Annotated in this window: 19 protein-coding genes; 17 read left to right on the top strand and 2 right to left on the bottom strand. The window is 34.1% G+C overall.

The features are described 5' to 3' along the window. Nucleotides 1-685: 685 nt before the first annotated feature. The 17 genes from L0669_RS20950 to moaA all read left to right on the top strand — a co-directional run bounded on the left by L0669_RS20950 (nt 686) and on the right by moaA (nt 16,461). On the top strand, nt 686-2,161 hold the full coding sequence (locus tag L0669_RS20950) for an MFS transporter (RefSeq protein WP_263759814.1): 1,476 nt from the start codon (nt 686-688) through the stop codon (nt 2,159-2,161). Between the two features lie 28 nt (nt 2,162-2,189). Further along, nucleotides 2,190-3,782, top strand: a complete 1,593-nt coding sequence (locus tag L0669_RS20945; protein WP_263759813.1) for a magnesium transporter MgtE N-terminal domain-containing protein — start codon at nt 2,190-2,192, stop codon at nt 3,780-3,782. A gap of 27 nt (nt 3,783-3,809) precedes the next feature. Then, entirely contained in the window at nt 3,810-4,862 is a 1,053-nt protein-coding gene (locus L0669_RS20940) for an MFS transporter (RefSeq protein ID WP_173971636.1), read from the top strand. Nucleotides 4,863-4,955: 93 nt separating this feature from the next. Continuing rightward, on the top strand, nt 4,956-7,172 hold the full coding sequence (locus L0669_RS20935; RefSeq protein WP_173971637.1) for a molybdopterin oxidoreductase family protein: 2,217 nt from the start codon (nt 4,956-4,958) through the stop codon (nt 7,170-7,172). Between the two features lie 18 nt (nt 7,173-7,190). After that, complete coding sequence (locus tag L0669_RS20930) at nt 7,191-7,760, top strand: 4Fe-4S dicluster domain-containing protein (protein ID WP_173971638.1); 570 nt, start codon at nt 7,191-7,193, stop codon at nt 7,758-7,760. Between the two features lie 10 nt (nt 7,761-7,770). Further along, the gene (locus L0669_RS20925) at nt 7,771-8,283 is read left to right on the top strand and encodes a QcrA and Rieske domain-containing protein (RefSeq protein ID WP_173971639.1); all 513 of its coding nucleotides are present in this window, start codon (nt 7,771-7,773) and stop codon (nt 8,281-8,283) included. Nucleotides 8,284-8,306: 23 nt separating this feature from the next. Then, nucleotides 8,307-8,564, top strand: coding sequence for a DUF6755 family protein (locus tag L0669_RS20920; RefSeq protein WP_263759812.1), 258 nt, complete (start codon nt 8,307-8,309; stop codon nt 8,562-8,564). 168 nt (nt 8,565-8,732) lie between these two features. Next, nucleotides 8,733-9,905 carry a molybdopterin molybdotransferase MoeA gene (locus L0669_RS20915; RefSeq protein WP_263759811.1) on the top strand — a complete coding sequence of 391 codons (1,173 nt, stop codon included), beginning with the start codon at nt 8,733-8,735 and terminating at the stop codon, nt 9,903-9,905. Nucleotides 9,906-10,044: 139 nt separating this feature from the next. Next, nucleotides 10,045-10,791 (top strand): sulfite exporter TauE/SafE family protein, encoded by a 747-nt coding sequence (locus L0669_RS20910; protein WP_263759810.1) that lies wholly within the window; start codon nt 10,045-10,047, stop codon nt 10,789-10,791. Between the two features lie 177 nt (nt 10,792-10,968). Beyond that, nucleotides 10,969-11,541, top strand: coding sequence for a molybdenum cofactor guanylyltransferase (locus tag L0669_RS20905; RefSeq protein ID WP_263759809.1), 573 nt, complete (start codon nt 10,969-10,971; stop codon nt 11,539-11,541). A gap of 5 nt (nt 11,542-11,546) precedes the next feature. Beyond that, nucleotides 11,547-12,338, top strand: a complete 792-nt coding sequence (cobA, locus tag L0669_RS20900) for a uroporphyrinogen-III C-methyltransferase (RefSeq protein WP_263759808.1) — start codon at nt 11,547-11,549, stop codon at nt 12,336-12,338. Then, entirely contained in the window at nt 12,338-12,574 is a 237-nt protein-coding gene (locus tag L0669_RS20895) for a MoaD/ThiS family protein (RefSeq protein WP_263759807.1), read from the top strand. The genes cobA and L0669_RS20895 overlap by 1 nt, the downstream gene beginning before the upstream one ends. Nucleotides 12,575-12,585: 11 nt before the next feature. Next, nucleotides 12,586-13,662 carry a HesA/MoeB/ThiF family protein gene (gene moeB, locus L0669_RS20890; protein ID WP_263759806.1) on the top strand — a complete coding sequence of 359 codons (1,077 nt, stop codon included), beginning with the start codon at nt 12,586-12,588 and terminating at the stop codon, nt 13,660-13,662. Nucleotides 13,663-13,680: 18 nt separating this feature from the next. Continuing rightward, entirely contained in the window at nt 13,681-14,022 is a 342-nt protein-coding gene (locus L0669_RS20885) for a lysozyme inhibitor LprI family protein (RefSeq protein WP_263759805.1), read from the top strand. A gap of 100 nt (nt 14,023-14,122) precedes the next feature. Continuing rightward, nucleotides 14,123-14,560, top strand: a complete 438-nt coding sequence (locus L0669_RS20880; RefSeq protein WP_173971648.1) for a molybdenum cofactor biosynthesis protein MoaE — start codon at nt 14,123-14,125, stop codon at nt 14,558-14,560. Beyond that, nucleotides 14,553-15,467: a bifunctional molybdenum cofactor biosynthesis protein MoaC/MoaB gene (gene moaCB / locus L0669_RS20875; RefSeq protein ID WP_263759804.1), complete on the top strand. Its 915-nt coding sequence runs from the start codon at nt 14,553-14,555 to the stop codon at nt 15,465-15,467. Before L0669_RS20880 ends, moaCB begins: the two co-directional genes overlap by 8 nt. Next, nucleotides 15,454-16,461 (top strand): GTP 3',8-cyclase MoaA, encoded by a 1,008-nt coding sequence (gene moaA / locus L0669_RS20870; RefSeq protein ID WP_263759803.1) that lies wholly within the window; start codon nt 15,454-15,456, stop codon nt 16,459-16,461. The genes moaCB and moaA overlap by 14 nt, the downstream gene beginning before the upstream one ends. A 321-nt stretch (nt 16,462-16,782) precedes the next feature. Here the strand turns inward: moaA and L0669_RS20865 are convergent, their stop codons facing one another. Together L0669_RS20865 and L0669_RS20860 are read right to left on the bottom strand one after the other, a co-directional pair. Next, nucleotides 16,783-17,421, bottom strand: coding sequence for a hypothetical protein (locus L0669_RS20865; protein WP_263759802.1), 639 nt, complete (start codon nt 17,419-17,421; stop codon nt 16,783-16,785). Nucleotides 17,422-17,810: 389 nt separating this feature from the next. Next, the gene (locus L0669_RS20860; protein ID WP_263759801.1) at nt 17,811-19,241 is read right to left on the bottom strand and encodes a rubredoxin; all 1,431 of its coding nucleotides are present in this window, start codon (nt 19,239-19,241) and stop codon (nt 17,811-17,813) included. Nucleotides 19,242-19,266 lie beyond the last annotated feature (25 nt).

The following is a 19,266-nucleotide window of genomic DNA, read 5'->3' as shown; positions in this document are numbered from 1 at the left end:
TTCAGTTATTTGATATTGTTGGATAAATTTTTACAAATGTTAAAAAAGTAGTTGTGAACAGATTGAAAATGTAGTATTTTATACTTAATTTTCTCGTTTTTAAAAACTTAGCCCATTCAAAAGCAATTCAAAAACGTCAAATCCTGACTAATTTATAACCAAATACGTAATTTTTAAATTTAAAAATGATTGATTTATATTTTTAATTTATAAGAAAAAGAATCGTAATTATTTTTATAATAAATGAAAGAATGGGATTGAAAAAAAGGAAGCTTTTTCTAATTTATTTTTATAAATAATTAATTGTTAGTTATTTACTGCAAATATTTTCTTATTTTTATTGTGTTAATTTTTGATAGAAGTTTAAAACACATATTATTTTATTCGCATTTACTAAAATTATTAAAAGAATTATCAAAATAATATATCATTTACAGACAGATTGAAAATACTTACAAAATTATTTTAATCTGTAAAGTCCTCGCCTTTAAAAGAATACTATTGTTGCTTTATTTGAACTACCTGATAGTTAGGTGTTTGTTGTTTGTTTTGTAATAAGGATAAGAATGTCTTTTAATATGATATATATCATATTTTGTAAGAATCTAACGTTCTAATTTTGCTTTATAATTGAGGAAGCAAGTACTCATTAATAAATTAAAATTAGATATTTTAATATTTTTATATGAATAATCTATCTCAATCTCACAAAATTTTGTTCTTAAATACGCTGGCTTTTTCAGTGTGTTTTGCGTGTTGGACATTAAATGGAGTTCTGGTTACTTATCTTGTAGATAAAGGAATTTTCAACTGGACGGTAGTCGAAACTGGCTGGTTATTAGGGATTCCTATTCTGTCAGGTTCTATTTTTAGACTTCCTATTGGTATTTTAACAGATAAATATGGTGGTAAAATTATATTTTCTGTCTTGTTGTTATTATGCTCCATTCCGCTTTTTCTTCTTCCATTTGCTACTTCTTTTTGGAGTTTTGCCGTTCTAAGTTTTTTCTTCGGATTGGTAGGTACAAGTTTTGCTGTCGGAATTGGATATACTTCAATTTGGTATCCTAAAAATTGGCAGGGAAGAGCCTTAGGAATTTTTGGAATGGGAAATGCAGGTGCTGCGATTACGACCTTTATTGCACCAACTTTATTAAATAACTTCTCAGAAACAGATCCGGTAAACGGATGGAAAATGTTACCCATTATTTATGCTGCCGTATTAGTATTTATAGGAATACTTTTTATTGTTTTTGCTAAAAATAAAGTCAATCCGGGAGTTTCAAAAACTATGGGAGAATTGATGTCTCCTCTTAAAAATGTCAGAGTCTGGAGATTTGGAGCCTATTATTTTTTAGTTTTTGGATGTTTTGTGGCCTACTCGCAATGGCTGGTACCAAATTTCATGAACGTTTATCATACTTCATTAGTAATGGGAGGAATGTTTGCCACCATGTTTAGTTTACCATCAGGAGTTGTTAGAGCATTTGGAGGTTATCTGTCAGATAAGTTCGGGGCAAGAAAAGTGATGTATTGGGTGCTGGGTTCCTCTATAGTAATTAGTTTTTTACTAATGTTCCCAAAAATGGAAATCTTTACTGCCGGACCTGGAGTTCTGGCCACTAGTAATGGAGTCGTGACTGAAATTTCTGCAGATGCAATAGTGGTTAATGGCAAAGTGCATAAAATCAATCAAAAAGAAGTCTCGGAAGATCATGAAACCGCAATTTTCCCAGTGAAAAATTCCTGGCAGGAAATTGTTGTCAAACAAAATCAGGAAGTAAAAAAGAAAGAATTATTAGCTCAGGGTATCACACAAATTAAGTTTAGCGCCAATCTTTGGGTTTACGTGATCTTAGTAATTCTTATTGGTATTTCCTGGGGAATTGGTAAAGCTGCTGTTTATAAACATATACCCGAATATTTTCCTAATGAAGTGGGAGTAGTAGGAGGAATGGTAGGTTTAATTGGTGGTTTGGGCGGATTCATTGGCCCTATCATCTTTGGTTACTTACTTAATTATACTGGACTCTGGACCAGCTCGTGGATATTTATTTTCGTCATTTCTGTTCTTTGCCTGCTTTGGATGCATCGAACAATTATAAATGTAATGCGAACAAAATCTCCAAATTTTAACAGACATATAGAAGACAATCATTAATAACAAATAATTTAATAAATATACAAATATGAAAACTTGGTTAGACAAATGGGACCCAGAAGATGATGCATTTTGGAGTTCTGGCGGAAGTAAAATTGCCTGGAAAACATTAACAATAACAACTATAACATTACTATTATCATTTGCCTCCTGGTTTATGATGAGTGTAATAGCCGTAAAATTGCCCGGATTAGGATTTAATTTTTCTAAAGATCAGCTTTTTTGGTTAACAGCAATACCTGGTTTATCAGCAGGTTTTCTACGAATTATACACACTTTTATTTTACCAATTTTTGGTACACGACATGTAGTTTCTTTTGCTACAGCAATTAAATTAATTCCTGTAATTGGGATTGGTTTCGCAGTGATGGATGTAAATACTCCGTTTTGGGTATTCGCAGTTTTAGCTTTTACAACTGGTTTTGGTGGAGGTGATTTCTCTTCGTACATGCCAAGTACAAGTTTATTCTTTCCTAAAAGACTTAAAGGTACTGCCCTTGGTATTCAGGCCGGAATTGGAAACTTTGGTGTTTCTGTAGCTCAATTTGTTACCCCACTTGTTCTTAGTGTTGGTATTTATGGAGCAGCATCGGTTTTTACAAGTATCGATCCTAAAGAAACAGTAGCTGTTTTTCAGAATGCAAGTATAGAAAAACAAAAAGAAGTTTTCTCTGCTCTTAATGCTGAGGTACAAACTAAGATTTTATCAAACGTAAAGAAAAATGTAATTGATTCTGTTACTACGTCAATACAATCTGATGATAAAGTTGTTCTGTTTACTTCATTGCCGGTAAAAGCCAAAGCTAAAGCGATTGCAAACGCAAACCCAAAAATGGCTGAGAAAATTTTAAATGATCTTAATCCGGGGAATACCGCAGTTAAAAATCAGGAAATATACCTACAATCAGCTGCATTCTGGTATGCTCCTTTCTTAATTATATTATCTATTATAAGCTGGTTCTACCTAAGAAGTATTCCAATGAAAGCTTCTATTAAAGAGCAAATGGATATTTTCTCTAATAAACATACTTGGTATTGTACCATTACTTATGTAATGACTTTCGGAACATTTGCAGGTTTATCTGCAGCTTTTCCTTTAATGATTAAGTTTTTATATGGAGATTTCCCTAATGCACCGGATCCTTTAGTATATGCATTCTACGGTCCGCTTATTGGATCTGCAAGTAGAATTGCTTTTGGTTTCGTTGCTGATAAAGTAGGAGGTGCAATTCTTACTACAATTACTGGTTTAGGAATTTTAGGAGGTTCAATTATCCTGGTAACACAAGGACTAGTGGCACCAACAAGTATGGAACAGTTCCCTATGTTTGTAACTGTAATTTTAGCAATGTTCTTCTTTACAGGAATTGGAAATGCTGGTACTTTTAGACAATACCCAATTATTTTTGCTGAAAACCAACGTCAGGCAGCCGGAGTTATCGGTTGGACAGCTGCAATTGCTGCATTTGGACCATTTATCTTTTCTAAATTAATTGGAAATAATCTTTCTGCTAATGGTACTGTAAATCAATTCTTTATTGGTGTTGCTTTTTTTGCTATATTAGCTACAGGTATCAATTGGTGGTTCTATAATCGTAAAGGTTGTGAGAAACCAAGTTAAAAAGTAATCATTAAATTAAAATTAAGGATGAAAAATAAAACGTTTAATACCAAAGCCTTACTTATTGCAACTCTTGTATCCGTACTCACTATAGTACTAGTATTTTACGGATCAAGACAATTGCAAAATTTTGATGCTGCTCTTGTAACCTACTTGTTTGGGACAGTATTCGCATTTTTCGGAATTGTATACCGATATTCAGTTTGGTTGCAGCGTCCGCCAACGTGGATGTATTTCAAGCGTAGTATAAAATTTCTATTTACGGGAAAAATATTTTCTCATATGTGGTTTTTAGGTAAAGAAACGGTTGAAAACGTTGTAATTCAAAAATTCATTTATCCTAGAAGTAAATACCGTTGGGCAGCTCACTTTTGCATTGCTTTAGGATGCTTATCTGCTTTTGCAATAACAATCCCGCTTACGTTTGGATGGATTCACTTTACATTGGCAGAAAACTCAATATCGGTTTATGAAGCTCATTTTTTTGGGTTTAAAATGATGGATTTCGAAATTGGATCTGTGATGGCATTCTTGATTTTTCACGCATTAAACTGGTCTTCATGGTTAGTTATTATAGGATCTGTTTATTATTTGCGAAGAAGATTAACTAACCCGGGACTAATTGCAACTCAAACTTTCGAAGGAGATTTATTACCGCTTATATTATTGATTGCGATATCAGTTACAGGATTGTGTCTTACATATTCTTATCAATTCATGAAAGGATTTGCTTTTGATTTCCTTGCTGTTCTTCATGCCGTAACCGTTATTATGTTTTTGATATGGATTCCGTTTGGGAAATTCTTTCACATTATTCAGCGTCCCGCACAGATTGGAGCTCATATTTATAAAAAGGAAGGAATGAAAATGGGAATGGCAGTTTGTCCGCATACCGGAGAAGAATTTGCTACCAAACTTCATATTAATGATTTAAAAATTGTTACCAAGGAATTAGGTTTTGATTTTACACATGAAGACGGTACCTCGCATCTTGATTTAAGTCCGGAAGGAAAAAGATCTCGTTTGGCGAAAGCACACCTAAAAGCAAGATTAGATAGTGGCGGAAGCTTATTTGGATAAAAAAAAGAAAGTTTCAGGTTTCAGGTTTCAAGTTCCACGTTTTGGATTGAAACCTGAAACTTTAAAACTGAAACAAAAAAAACAAAAATAGACATGGCAAAATTACCCGTATCAACCGAAAAAATTATTGAAGATTTTGGACCGCACTTAAATTATGCACCAAAAGATGGTTACGAAGGTAGAGATGAACCAGATGAGGTAGTAAAAACACATTGTTGTTTTTGCGGAATGCAATGTGGGATTCAATTATTGGTAAAAGAAAATAAAGTAGTAGGTTTTGAACCATGGATGGAATTTCCTTTTAATGAAGGACGTTTATGTCCAAAAGGAGTTCAGCGTTATCTGCAAAATAACCATCCTGACCGTCTTTTAAATCCTTTAAAAAGAGTAGAAGGAAAAGGTTTCGAGAAAACTACTTGGGATGAAGCAATGGATAAAACCGTATCTGAAATCAAAAGAATTCAGGACAAATATGGCAAACATGCCTTTGCAATGTTATCAGGAGTATCATTAACAAATGAAAAAAGTTATCTGGTTGGAAAGTTTGCCCGTGTTGCCTTAAAAACTAGAAATCTGGATTATAACGGAAGACTTTGTATGGTAAGCGCCGGGGCCGGAAATAAAAAAGCTTTTGGTCTGGATCGTGCTTCAAACAATTATTCTGATTTAGAACATGCCGAAGTAATTATCGTTACCGGAGCAAATATTAGTGAAACTTTTCCAACATTAACCCATTGGATCTGGAAAGCCAGAGATCGCGGCGCGAAATTAATTGTTATCGATCCAAGAATGATTCCGTTGGCAAGAACAGCAGATATTCACCTGGATATAAAACCGGGAACAGATTCTGCTTTGTATGGTGCTATGCTAAAATATTTGGTAGATCACGATATGCTGGATCACGATTTTATAGACAATTACACTTCAGGTTTTCAGGAAACAATAGATGCTGTAAAAGACAATACGCTCGAATGGGCTGAGGAAATTACGGGTATCGATAAAGAAAAGATTAAAGCTGCTGCCGAATTATGGGGAAAAGCAAAAACAAGCTTTTTACTTCACGCTCGTGGTATCGAACAACATTCTAAAGGAGTTGATAATGTGGTAGGCTGTATCAATTTAGTTCTGGCAACAGGAAGACTTGGCAGACCTTATTGTGGATATGCAACAATAACCGGACAAGGAAATGGACAGGGAGGAAGAGAGCACGGACATAAGTGCGATCAATTGCCTGGAAACAGAGACATTGAAAATCCGGAACATCGTAAGTACATCTCTGATGTTTGGGGAATCGACGAAAAAGATTTACCAGGAAAAGGCTTATCGGCTTATGAAATTATTGATGCCATTCATAGAGGAGAAATCAAAGGTTTGCTTTCTATCTGTTTTAATCCCTTAGTATCATTGCCTAATAATAATTATGTAAGAGAGGCACTTGAAAAATTAGAGTTTTATGTTTGTATTGATTTCTTTTTGAATGAAACTGCCCGCCATGCAGATATCGTTCTTGCAGGATCTTTGCAAGAAGAAGAAGAAGGAACTACAACTTCAGCCGAAGGTCGTGTTATTCGAATTCGTCAGGCGGTTACGCCTCCCGGAGATGCAAGAACAGACACCTCTATATTTTTAGAATTAGCTAAAAGATTAGGCGAAGAAGATAAATTTACATACGAAAATAGCGAAGCGATATTTAATGAGCTACGTGTTGCTTCTAACGGAGGAACAGCCAATTATTTTGGTATCTCTTATAAAAAGATAGAAGATAATATGGGCGTTTTCTGGCCTTGTCCTACAGATGATCACCCGGGAACACCAAGATTATGGGAAGATAAAGTATTTTGTACTCCAGATAAAAAAGCACATTTTAATCCTGCTCCTTACAGATTACCTAGTGAGGTTACAGATGATGAATATCCAATAACCCTTACTACAGGACGCGTTGTTTCTCAATATTTGAGCGGAACACAAACCCGAAGAATTGGTAAACTGGTAGATCAGTTTCCTGAACCAATGGTAGAAATTCATCCGGAACTTGCTGCCCAGTACGGCATCAAGCAACGAGAGCTGATAAAAGTTGTAACCCGAAGAGGGGAAGGACTTTTTCCTGCCAATATTGTTGAAACAATTAGAAAAGATACTGTCTTTATTCCTTATCACTGGCCAGGAATGAAATCAGCAAATCAATTAACGATTGGAACTTTAGATCCGGTTTCAAAAATGCCCGAGTTTAAAGTTTGTGCGTGTGAACTATATCCACAAGGAACAATAGCGCCGCCATCAAGTGAATCTGAAGCTTATGCAAGTGTTTAATCTATAAAAAAAGCCACGATGAATTTAACTAATTTCAATAAAAACGAAGAGTTTTTTGTAGATCTGCAACGTTGTATCGGTTGCAAAGCTTGTGAAATGGCTTGTGCCGAATGTGAAACAAATGGACAGGAATCATTAATAAGCGTGAATTATGTAGAACGTTCTTCAACAATTCAGACTACTGTACAAGTTTGTATGCATTGTGAAGATCCTGTTTGTGCGAATGTTTGTCCTGCTGATGCTATTTCTCAGGACGAATTTGGCGTAGTTCATACCGCAAATACAGAAAGATGTATTGGATGTTCAAATTGTGTAATGGCATGTCCGTTTGGAGTTCCTAAAAAAATGGAAGAATACGATTTGATGATGAAATGTACCATGTGTTATGACAGAACAAGTGTAGGTAAAAAACCAATGTGTGCAACTGTTTGTCCTAGTGGTGCATTGTTCTACGGAACAAGAGCTGAAATCGAAGAAATGAGACCAAATAGTTCCCCAATCAATACATTTATTTTTGGTAAAGAAGTAGTAAACACCAAAGTAAATATTATGATGCCTAAGGGAAGTAAAGAATTAAGAATATATTAAATCTATATCCATGTCAAAAGAAGATAATTTAAATGAAAACTGGAAAAAAGATTTCCCAATAAAAAAACTGGAATCCACTCAGGTAAGCCGTCGTGATTTTGCGAAGTTCCTGACTTTTGTTTCCGGAGGATTAATGGTAGGAAGCGGATTCGTAGCTGCCAAATCTTATTTAATGCCAAAAGAAGGTGTTCAGGGAGAACATTTTATTTGCAATAAAGACGAAGTTCCGGTAGGAGGTACAAGAGGATTCGTCATCGAAGGAAGTACAATTCCATATATATTGATTCATTTAGAAAGTGGAGATTTCAGGGCTTATGAGCAAAAATGTACACATCTTTCCTGTTCTGTATTTTACAAACCCGGAACCGGAATTATTCACTGTCCATGTCACGAAGGTTCATTCGATGCCATGACAGGAGATGTATTGGCGGGACCTCCACCAAGAGCTTTGCCTCAGTTAGAAGTGTTTTTTAAAGACAATGCCGTTTACGTAAAAGCAATGGTAGAGAACAAAGACGCTTAGTTTTAATCCTAAATTAGATACTTATGAGTACTTTTAGAAGAAGTCAGAATCGCGCCAATCCTAATAAACTTAATATTATACTGTCTACACTTATTTGCGTTTTAATTTTAAATGTAAGTATACAAATTTGGTTATTATATGCAGCCCTTAATAATGCATTAGATAATAATACAGAAATACTTGTGCCTGCTTTTATTGCTTCTGCTGTTTTATTTTTTATTGGATTTGCATGGTTGTATTATTTACCAAGCGGAAATTTCAGGAGAAAAATAGTGAAGTAAAATTTATTAAACAGAACAATAAGCTATTTGTCGTTTTTTCTGGAACTATATGAAGAATTAAGCTTAAATTTATATTCTTTTAAAATTTTAGATTATTAATGATTTAAACTAAGTAAAAATACTTATATTTGTAATAAGTATTTTTTGCTTATATACACAATAGCAACCATGATTCAAGTCGAAGAAGCCTTATCAATTATTGCAGAGAATAGCACTAATATGCCAGTTCAGAAAATTCAGGTGAGTAAATCACTGGGATATATTTTGGCAGAAACAGTGTATTCTCCAATTGCAATGCCGCCATTTCGTCAATCTGCGATGGATGGTTATGCTTTTATTCATAGCGAAAAACATCAATATGATATAGTTGGTATTTCACAGGCAGGAGATCATTCAAAAATAAAACTGAAAGAAAATGAAGCAGTAAGGATTTTTACAGGCGCTCATGTACCCAATAATGCGGACACTGTAATCATGCAAGAGCATGTAATGGCGACTGAAAAATCAATTTTAATTACCAGAATGCCGGAACAATTTGCTAATGTTCGTAACAAAGGAGAGCAAATTGGAGAAGAAGAGGTTGTTTTTAAAGCAAATACTTTAATTACACCCGCTGCAATTGGTTTTTTAGCCTGTTTAGGAATTACTGAAGTTGAAGTTTTTAAAAAGCCAAAAGTTGCAATTTTAGTTACGGGAAACGAATTAGTAGAACCTGGTCAGAAATTATCTAAAGGGAAAATTTACGAAAGTAACTCCGTGATGTTGCAGGCTGCACTTCAGACCATCGGAATAAAAAAAACGAAAGTTTATAAAGTAAAAGACAATCTTAAAGCAACTAAAAAAGCATTAAAGGAAATTTTAAAGAAAAATGATATCGTTTTAATCTCAGGCGGAATTTCTGTTGGAGATTATGATTTTGTGAAAGAAGCTTTACTAGAAAACGGAGTACAGGAACTTTTTTATAAAATCAATCAGAAACCCGGAAAACCAATGTTTTTCGGATCTAAAAATGATACTTTAGTTTTTGCTTTACCCGGAAACCCGGCTTCGTCATTAACTAATTTTTATATTTATGTATATCCGGCAATAAAAAACAGAATGGGATTTTCGGATATTCATTTAAAGAAAATGCTTCGAAAATTAAATGATAACGTTACCAATACAACCGGAAAAACATTATTTTTAAAAGCGTTGTATGATGAAACCCATGTTACAGTTTTAAACGGCCAGAGTTCAGCAATGCTCAATACTTTTGCTATCGCCAATAGTTTATTAATTGTTCCAAATGATGTAGAAAGTTTAAAAAAAGGACAACTCGTTACGCTTTTACCAATAGATTAGTTTTTAGATAAAGAGAATAGAATAAAGAGAATTGAGTGAACGTTTGAAAGGCAGTATGTAAATTTAAACATATAGCATAAGCCTTAAACAAGAAAAACTTGAAACTTGAAACAAAAAAATAAAAACCCGAAACAAAATTATGAGCCTTCTTAGTTCCGAAAATATTATATTATTCAGCTCTGCGTTAATTGTGATTGCTTTTTTGTATTCTAGTGTAGGGCATGGCGGCGCATCGGGATATTTGGCTTTGATGACGATTTTTGCTTTTCCGGTTGGGATTATGAAACCTTCGGCTTTGCTGTTGAATTTATTTGTGTCAAGCATTTCATTTTTCTTTTATTACAGAATGAATTATTTCAAGCCAAAGCTGTTTTATCCCTTTGCGATTGCTTCGGTTCCTGCCGCGTTTATTGGTGGTTTTGTGACGTTAGACAATACGATTTATAAAATCATCTTAGGTCTTGTATTGGTTTTTGCAGCACTAAGATTGTTTGGAATATTTAATTTTAAAGAAAAAGAAGCAGTCGAAATCAAATTACCTTTTGCATTGGCAATAGGATTTATAATAGGATTATTGTCAGGAATGTTAGGAATTGGTGGCGGAATTATCCTCAGTCCAATTTTATTGTTCCTGGGTTGGGCCACCGTTAAAGAATCTGCAGCAATATCAAGTTTATTCATTTTTGTGAATTCATTTGCAGGAATGTTAGGATTCTTTTTAGGAGGAAAAACGATTCCAACCGAGAGTTTTTATCTCGTTCCAATTGCAGTTATTGGAGGCGTTTTAGGTGGATTTTACGGAAGTGGGTATTTCTCTAATAAAACATTAAAATTTGTTTTAGGAACTGTGATATTAATGGCAAGTATAAAATTGATTTTTCCGTAAAATGAGTTTAAATTTTAAATATATAGAAACATAGATTTTATAGTTTGCGGAAAGGTAATAATGCTAACACATTATCACACATAGCTATGTGTATTCATGTAAAGTGAAACGACTTTTAAGCGGTCTGAAAAACTATGTTTCTATGTGTTAGATAACTATAATTATAAATGATTTAATATGGAATCACTAACCGTTTTTATCCTGTGTGGAGGAAAAAGTTCTCGAATGCAATCAGAGAAAGGATTAGTTCTGTTTCAGAATAAACCATTTATTGAGCATATTATTAAAGCAGTTTTACCCATTACATCAAAGATAAAATTAATAACTAATAATAAAGAATATGACTATTTAGCATACCAAAAAATACCCGATATTATTACTGATAAAGGGCCTTTGGGAGGAATTTATACGGCTTTAACAAATTCTGAAACAGAATTTAATTTGATTCTGAGTTGTGATATTCCGTTAATTTCTACCGAATTATTATCAGAATTGATATCGAAACACAATCAGGAAGCGGAAATTACCGTTTTTGCTTCTGAAAGCAGAATGCATCCTTTAATTGGGATTTATTCTAAAAAAGTATTACCCATTATCAAAAGCGCAATTGATAATGACGATTTAAAAATGATGAATTTGATAGCAAAGATTCCGCATCAAATTATCACAATAGACGAGAGTGAAAACTTTCATCTGACTAATATTAATTCTGTTGACGAAGTAAATGACCTGAACATCAATTTAAGTTAAAAGCTATGCGAAATTTAAAAACACCAAAATTAACGATTGTAGGCGCAGGTCCGGGCGATGTAGAATTAATTACGTTAAAAGCAATCAAAGCTTTAGAAAAAGCTGATGTTGTTTTATACGATGCGCTTGTCAATGAAGAGTTATTGCAATACGCAACAAAGGCAGAAATTGTTTTTGTTGGTAAAAGATTGGGTTGTCATGCTTATACGCAGGATCAGATTAACGAATTGATTGTTTCAATGGCAAATCGTTACGGTCATGTAGTACGATTAAAAGGTGGTGATCCGTTTATTTTTGGAAGAGGAAGTGAAGAAATTGAATATGCAGAACAATTTGGCGTAGCAACCAATATTGTTCCCGGAATTTCATCGGCTTTGGGTGTTCCGGCTTCGGTTGGAATAAGTCTAACACAACGCCAGATAGCCGAAAGTTTTTGGGTAATTACAGGAACAACCTCTAATCATGAATTGTCTAAAGATGTTCACTTAGCTTCAAAATCGAATGCGACGGTGGTTATTTTAATGGGAATGCATAAATTAGAAGAGATTATTTCGATCTATCAGCAAAATAGAAAAGATGATTTACCAATAGCAATTATTCAAAACGGAACTAAAAATACCGAGCAAAAAGTAGTAGGAACGATAAGTTCAATTCGTAAATTAGTGGTTGAAAATGAAATTTCGTCACCGGCAATTATTGTAATTGGAGAAGTAGTAAAAAATACTTCAAGGCTGACGTCTTATTTTCAAGAACATTTTGAAGATGAATTTATTTTTCAGAATTTAAATTTAAAATAATGATTGAGATTAAATATTTTGGTGCTGTAGCTGAAAAGACACAATGTAGTTTTGAAAAGATATCTTCTTCTGAATTATCCTTGCAGGATTTGTTGCAGGATTTGGAAGAAAAATATCGATTTGAGGCCATGTCTTTTAGTGTGGCAGTAAATCAAAAAATTATACCAAAAGCAGCAGATTACAAGTTACAAACTAATGATATTGTGGCGCTTTTACCTCCTTTTGCAGGAGGATAAATTAAATTGGCATGAATACAACAGCACGTTATAACAGACAAATGATCCTTCCGGAAATAGGAGAAGCAGGTCAGCATAAATTATCTAAAGCTAAAGTTCTGGTTATTGGGGCAGGTGGCTTGGGGGCTTCTATACTACCTTATTTAGCTGCGGCTGGTGTAGGTAAAATTGGGATTGTCGATGATGATGTGATCGAGATTTCGAATTTACATCGTCAGGTAATTTATAAAAGTTCTGCTGTTGGAAAATACAAAGCAGAGGAAGCTAAATTGATGATTGCTGAACTGAATCCGCTTGTAAAAGTGAATGCAATTATAGAGAAATTATCTGGAAAAAATGCCGTTTCCTTATTTGAAAGTTATGACATTATTGTAGATGCAACAGATAATATTGCAATTAAATATCTCATAAACGATGCGTGTTTAATAACCAATAAGCCCATGGTTTACGGATCTATTTTTAGATTTCAGGGTCAGGTTTCGGTTTTTAATTATCAAAACGGACCTACTTACAGATGTTTGTATCCTGATGAAAATACTCACTCGGCGAGTTGTGAAGATGCCGGAGTAATTGGAATTACAGTTGGAATTATCGGAATGCTTCAGGCCAACGAAGTAGTCAAAATGATTTTAGAAACCGGAGAGGTTTTAAGTGGTAAAATACTAGTGTATAATATTTTGAATAATGAACAGCAAAAATATGATTTTGATAAAAATACAGATGTTGTAATTGATTCAGAAAAATTTCAGAAAAAGTATAATAACAATGAAAATGAAATCGAAGAAGTTTTAGCAGAAGATATTCTGAGTAAAATTGATTCTGATGAAGTGCTTCTTCTGGATGTTCGAAATTATGATGAAGAACCTAAAATTAGCTTCAAAAATGGAATTCAGATTCCTTTAATGAATTTAGAGAATGAAATTGAAAAACTGAATCCAGGTCAGGAAATCTATATTTTTTGTCAATCCGGAATCAGAAGTAAAATGGCAGTGGAATTGCTGAAGAAACATCAGTTTAAAAATATAAAAAGTATTGCCGGAGGCGCTTTGGCAATGAAACAATTATTAAAAGAAAAAATTACTCTTTAAATTTAATAGTGTGCTTCTATGAAAAAAATATTGTTTCTATTGTTTTTTACGCAATTTGCCTTCTCTCAAAAACATGTTGATTATACGGGCGAAACAGAAATTTATATGGCTTATGAAAAGGCTGATAAGCAATTGAATACAATTTATAATCAGTTAAAAAAGAAGTTAGGGGCAAAAGATCAAACAAATTTGGTGAACTCTCAAAAAGACTGGATAAAATTTAGAGACTCAAATTGTAAATTTAAAAGTTATCCGGAAGGCGAAGGCGGTGTGATGGCAAATAAAATGTATGCTGATTGCAGAACACAAATAACAATCAGCAGAACAAAGGAATTACAAAGTTTATTAAATGGTTTTTAAGAGTAATTTCATAATGTTTAATTTGTACTAATTCGTGAAATTAGTGGCAAAAAATAGGTGTAAATCTGTGAGTAAAATTCACAGCTAAAAATAAAATATAATGAGTAAAAATGTATTTGTAGAAGGGCCAATAGCTCCTGAATTTATCGCTGAGTCGATTGCGAAACATCAGTCGAAACACACGATTGGGGCGCATAATATTTTTTTAGGACAAGTTCGTGCAGATGTTATTCATGATAATACTGTTGTAGCAATTGATTATTCGGCTTATACAGATATGGCGAATGAGGCTTTACATACAATTCGAGAAAAAGCGTTTGCCAAATTCGACTTAACCTGTATGCATATTTATCACAGTTTAGGTGTTGTAAAAGCAGGTGAAATTTGTTTGTTCGTTTTTGTTTCGGCAACACGACGCAAACAGGTTTATGAAGCGACAGAAGCCATTGTAAACTGGATTAAAACCGATGTGCCAATTTTTGGTAAAGAAATGTTTGAAAACGATACATTCACCTGGAAACAAAATACTAATGGTTGATATTACGCATAAAATAAACACCTTAAGAGCTGCAACAGCAACAGCAATTGTAAAAGTAAGCAAACAGGAAACAATTGATGCCGTCGTAAACAATCTGGTACCAAAAGGAAATGTATTTGAAATGGCGAAAACGGCCGGATTATTTGCGGTAAAAAATACGCATTTATCGATTCCGGATTGTCATCCAATTCCAATTGAGTTTACCGCTGTAGAATATAAAATTGAAGGTTTAACGATCGAAATTATCTTTAATGTAAAAACTATTTACAAAACCGGAGTTGAGGTTGAAGCCATGCACGGCGCATCTATTGTAGCATTGACAATGTACGATATGCTAAAACCGATTGACAAAGAAATTGAAATTTCGACTATAAAACTGATCAATAAAGATGGCGGAAAATCATCTTTTAAAAATAAATTTTCGAATGTAATCAAAGCCGCAGTTTTTGTTTGCTCTGATTCTATTTTTGCGGGTGATAAAGAAGATCGTTCCGGAAAAGTTATTGTTGAGAAACTGAATGCGTGCGGAGTAGAAACAGCGCATTATGAAATTATTCCTGACGAATTAGATATTATTCAGGAAAAAACCAAGGCTTTCGCCAAAGAACATCAATTGGTCATTTTTACCGGAGGAACAGGATTATCTCCAAGAGATGTTACGCCAGAAGCCTTATCGCCATTACTGGAAAGCAGAATTCCAGGAATTGAAGAAGCGATTCGCAATTATGGTCAGCAACGAATGCCTTATGCTATGTTATCAAGAACAGTTGCAGGAACATTAGGAAAAAGTTTGGTTTTGGCTTTGCCGGGATCAACAAACGGAGCCAGAGAATCTATGGATGCCGTATTTCCTCATGTATTGCACGTTTTTCATATTTTAAAAGGAAAAAATCATGACAGCCTCTAAAACCATTTTAACGGATGATTTTGGACGAAAACACAATTATTTGCGTATTTCGTTGTTAGAGAAATGCAATTTGCGTTGTACGTATTGCATGCCTGCTGACGGAATCGAATTGTCTCCAAAAGCCAGCTTAATGACGGCCGATGAGATTTTTTCGATTGCCCAAACTTTCGTAGAAAATGGTGTTGATAAAATTAGATTAACAGGAGGCGAACCGCTTTTGCGAAAAGATTTTCCTGAAATTGCTTCAAAATTAGCCACTCTGGGAATTGCTCTTTCGATTACAACAAACGGTATTTTGATCGATCGCCATATTGAGACTTTAAAGCGCTATGGGATCAATAAAATCAATTTGAGTTTAGATACGCTTATTGCTTCTAAATTTCATTCTGTAACGCTTAGAAATCAGTTTGAGAAGGTGGTTGATAATTTGCATTTACTTTTAAATAATGATTTTAAGGTAAAAGTAAATGTAGTTTTGATGAAAGGTTTTAATGAAAATGAAATTGTAGATTTTATCAAATTAACGCAACATTTGCCATTATCAGTTCGCTTTATTGAGTTTATGCCTTTTGCCGGAAACGAGTGGGACAGAAGTAAGATGATTTCTCAGAATGAAATTTTATCAGAACTGGAGAATGCTTTCTCTTCTGAAGAAATTGAAAAATTAGAAGACGAAAAAAACTTCACAGCCAGAACTTATAAAATAAAAGGTTTTCATGGCGATTTCGGAATTATAAGTTCTATTACAAATCCGTTTTGTGATGGTTGCAACAGAATTCGTCTGACTGCAAACGGAAAAATAAAAAATTGTCTTTTCTCTAATTCTGAAACCGATTTGCTAACACCTTTTAGAAATGGTGAATCGATTACTAATTTGATTTCTGAATCGATTAAAAGTAAAAAGAAGGTGAGAGCCGGAATGGTAACACTCGAAGAAATAGACGATCCAAAACTCCATTTCGATAATCGTAGTATGATTGCGATTGGAGGATAGTCTCTTTGTTTAAACTGTTATTTTTTAGGAGCTAATCCCGCACCCGAGCCTGAAAGTGCGAATTGGCGAAGCAATTCGTTCCAATCTTTTGTGGCGAACACCGGCACAAAAGGATTTCCACTCCTATCGGGGCTAGGACAATCATTTTCATAACAATATTTTCGTTTAGTTTGTCATTGCGAGGAACGAAGCAATCACATAAGATGTGTTGTTTGTTTGCGTGGCAAGTTTGCTTGGTTTTAGTACGATTGCTTCGTTCCTCGCAATGACACAAAATGAGCATAAAAAAAGGTCTAACTTTTTCAAGTTAAACCTTCTAAATTATTTCTTCTTTTTAGCTTTTGCTTTTTTCTGAGCTTTAGCTTTCTTTTTAGCTATTTTTTTAGCTTTTGCTTTATCCTTAGCTTTTTTAGCTTTTTCTTTTTTCTTAGCAGCAGCTTTTTGTTTTGCTTTTTTAGCTTTCTCTTTCTTTTTGTCTTTTTTAGCCTGATCTTTTTTCTTCGCTAATTTCTTTTTCTCTTTTTCCTTGTCTTTGTCTTTCACTTTTTTCTTCTTTTTATCTGTTGATTTATCTTTCTTGTTTTCTCCTTTTGTTTCAGTCGCTTCATCAGCTTTAGCTTCTGAAGATTCTTTTTTTGCTGGTTCTTTGATTGTTACTTTTGGAGTTGTTATTTCTTCTGTTTTTTCAATAGCAGCAGGAGTAATTTTTCTTGCCGGAGCTCTTCTCGTTGCAGGTTTTGGAGAAGTTGTTGCTGCCGTTTTTGTTGTAGCTTTTGGCGTAGTAGCTGTTGTTGTGGCTGGTTTTGCAGCTGTTGTTGGTTTAGTAGCTGCTGCTCTGCGAACTGGTGTTTTTGTAGCAGGAGTATTTACTGTTTTTTTATTTTCTGCAACTGGCTGAATATTTTCAGGTGTTGGCGAATCGATTTTTTCAGGGGTAACTTTTTCGTTGTCGTTTTCCATATTGATGCGTTTTTAGATGAGTATATTGTTACAGTGTAACTAAATTGTTAATTAACAGTTAAGTAAAGATAAACATAAAACAAGTCTCTCAATGTTAAGTTTTTATATAAAAATTAACTATAACACGTTTATTTTTAATAGTTTGAGTTTTTGCTAAAAATAAAAAACGAAAATCTCTTAACAATTCTACTTGAGAAATAAACAAATTACTTTGTAAGACGATAGCGAATAATAAATGGTAGTTTAAATAACTTATCTTTTGAAAACGAGTATCCTAGCCCAGATGGAAGCGGCATCCTTTTGTGCTCGTCCCGATAGCTATCGGGAGGCACAAAAGATATAGCGGACAGCTGGATTAGCTCCTGAAAATTATTAAAGAAGATTTTAAATTAACTCTCGACAGTTTCTACAATTTTAAAGTTACTCTTAGGCGCTTCGCATAACGAACAGCAATAACTTTGAGCTAAATCTGTAAACAAAATACCTTTCGGGATACCTTGGCTTTCATCTCCGTATTCGGATTTATAAAGGGTTAGGCATTCCTGACATTGGTAAATATCGAGTGGTGCTTTTTCTTTTTTCTGTAAATTTTCTGTTGTTTCGGGTACAGAGTTTCCGAGTTCTTCGAAATACTTTTTACTTAATTCGATTAATATTGTAGGCAGTTCGAGTTTGTCTATATCTTGCGAATGCACGATATATTCGCGTGTATTGGCATCGAAATTCCTCGCATATAACACATTATAAGTATCTCGAATTTTAATAGATTCGAGATCTTTTGGTAATTCATTTTTCTCGACTACAATCGATGTAAAATAATGTCCATCGCGATTGTATTCAGATAATCCAAAAGTTAAACCGTACGTACTGATGTCGAATTGATCTAGTGTGCGAACAAGATATGTTTTAAGATTCAGAGCCCAATCTACCGCTACAGGCAAATGCCAGTTGAGTTCTAATAAAGAATGGCGGACATTGATGCCTCGTTTGCCCAGAAATTTTTCCCATTCGAGTTTTCGATCTTTAGGGATTCCTTTTATAATAAAGGATTTCCAGGGTGTAATACATATTTTTCCGATTTTGCAATCAAAGCACAAATCGCACATTTCTTTAAGAAAACCTAAATCGTATAAATTATTCCTCCAATACAAACCCAGCCAATATTGGTCAATTCCCATTCGGTTCATGCCTTCATAATAAGGAAAAGGATAAAAAGGTATCGTTAGCGGCTTGTCTATCGTTCGGTTATTGGTGTCTAAAGCTTCGCTAACGAGGGCAAATATCATGTCGATACCAATGGATCCTTCGGCTGTGATTTTTTCGATTTCGTAGTAAAACTGAGCAATATCCCAACTATAGATGAGGATTGGATATACTTCCATGCGTTCCCAATTGGGCAAACGAATGTATAAATACCAATAATCTTCATGCTCTGAAGCAATAAAATTAAGATGGCCGGTAAACAACGGAACCAATTGCTGCTTGGGATCGTTTATATTGACTTTTAGTTTGGGCTGCTCTTTAAATTGCTCGAGAATATATAAAAACTTGTTGCCGGTAAGCCAACTGGTATTTCTGAAAATGTCTGTAGAAACATAAGATGAAACAATATTATTGCCGCTTTTTTGCTCAGGAAAAACAAAATGATGTTTACCTAATTGCTCCTTATCTAAGGTTTTGAATCCTTTTGGGAAAATAATATCCTGTCTTGAACCAAACGAAATAGAATCTAATCCCTGATCCATCGCCATATTGACTACTTCTTTTAATTCTCCCGGCGAAATAACGCCTCCTTTTACTATTAATCTTGTCAATTCCATGTTTTTTTTGTTTCAGGTTTCAGGT

Source organism: Flavobacterium bizetiae, from assembly GCF_024271895.1.
Classification (GTDB): Bacteria; Bacteroidota; Bacteroidia; order Flavobacteriales; family Flavobacteriaceae; genus Flavobacterium; species Flavobacterium bizetiae.
This window is presented reverse-complemented; position numbering and strand designations above follow the sequence as displayed.

Excerpts from the sequence above, each read along its gene's own strand:
- moaCB (WP_263759804.1), top strand. The coding sequence starts at position 14,553 with ATGGTTGATATTACGCATAAAATAAACACCTTAAGAGCTGCAACAGCA.
- L0669_RS20885 (WP_263759805.1), top strand. The coding sequence starts at position 13,681 with ATGAAAAAAATATTGTTTCTATTGTTTTTTACGCAATTTGCCTTCTCT.
- L0669_RS20945 (WP_263759813.1), top strand. The coding sequence starts at position 2,190 with ATGAAAACTTGGTTAGACAAATGGGACCCAGAAGATGATGCATTTTGG.
- L0669_RS20910 (WP_263759810.1), top strand. The coding sequence starts at position 10,045 with ATGAGCCTTCTTAGTTCCGAAAATATTATATTATTCAGCTCTGCGTTA.
- moaA (WP_263759803.1), top strand. The coding sequence starts at position 15,454 with ATGACAGCCTCTAAAACCATTTTAACGGATGATTTTGGACGAAAACAC.
- L0669_RS20940 (WP_173971636.1), top strand. The coding sequence starts at position 3,810 with ATGAAAAATAAAACGTTTAATACCAAAGCCTTACTTATTGCAACTCTT.
- L0669_RS20920 (WP_263759812.1), top strand. The coding sequence starts at position 8,307 with ATGAGTACTTTTAGAAGAAGTCAGAATCGCGCCAATCCTAATAAACTT.
- L0669_RS20930 (WP_173971638.1), top strand. The coding sequence starts at position 7,191 with ATGAATTTAACTAATTTCAATAAAAACGAAGAGTTTTTTGTAGATCTG.
- L0669_RS20865 (WP_263759802.1), bottom strand. The coding sequence starts at position 17,421 with ATGGAAAACGACAACGAAAAAGTTACCCCTGAAAAAATCGATTCGCCA.
- L0669_RS20860 (WP_263759801.1), bottom strand. The coding sequence starts at position 19,241 with ATGGAATTGACAAGATTAATAGTAAAAGGAGGCGTTATTTCGCCGGGA.
- L0669_RS20925 (WP_173971639.1), top strand. The coding sequence starts at position 7,771 with ATGTCAAAAGAAGATAATTTAAATGAAAACTGGAAAAAAGATTTCCCA.
- L0669_RS20915 (WP_263759811.1), top strand. The coding sequence starts at position 8,733 with ATGATTCAAGTCGAAGAAGCCTTATCAATTATTGCAGAGAATAGCACT.
- cobA (WP_263759808.1), top strand. The coding sequence starts at position 11,547 with ATGCGAAATTTAAAAACACCAAAATTAACGATTGTAGGCGCAGGTCCG.
- L0669_RS20950 (WP_263759814.1), top strand. The coding sequence starts at position 686 with ATGAATAATCTATCTCAATCTCACAAAATTTTGTTCTTAAATACGCTG.
- L0669_RS20880 (WP_173971648.1), top strand. The coding sequence starts at position 14,123 with ATGAGTAAAAATGTATTTGTAGAAGGGCCAATAGCTCCTGAATTTATC.
- L0669_RS20935 (WP_173971637.1), top strand. The coding sequence starts at position 4,956 with ATGGCAAAATTACCCGTATCAACCGAAAAAATTATTGAAGATTTTGGA.
- L0669_RS20905 (WP_263759809.1), top strand. The coding sequence starts at position 10,969 with ATGGAATCACTAACCGTTTTTATCCTGTGTGGAGGAAAAAGTTCTCGA.
- L0669_RS20895 (WP_263759807.1), top strand. The coding sequence starts at position 12,338 with ATGATTGAGATTAAATATTTTGGTGCTGTAGCTGAAAAGACACAATGT.
- moeB (WP_263759806.1), top strand. The coding sequence starts at position 12,586 with ATGAATACAACAGCACGTTATAACAGACAAATGATCCTTCCGGAAATA.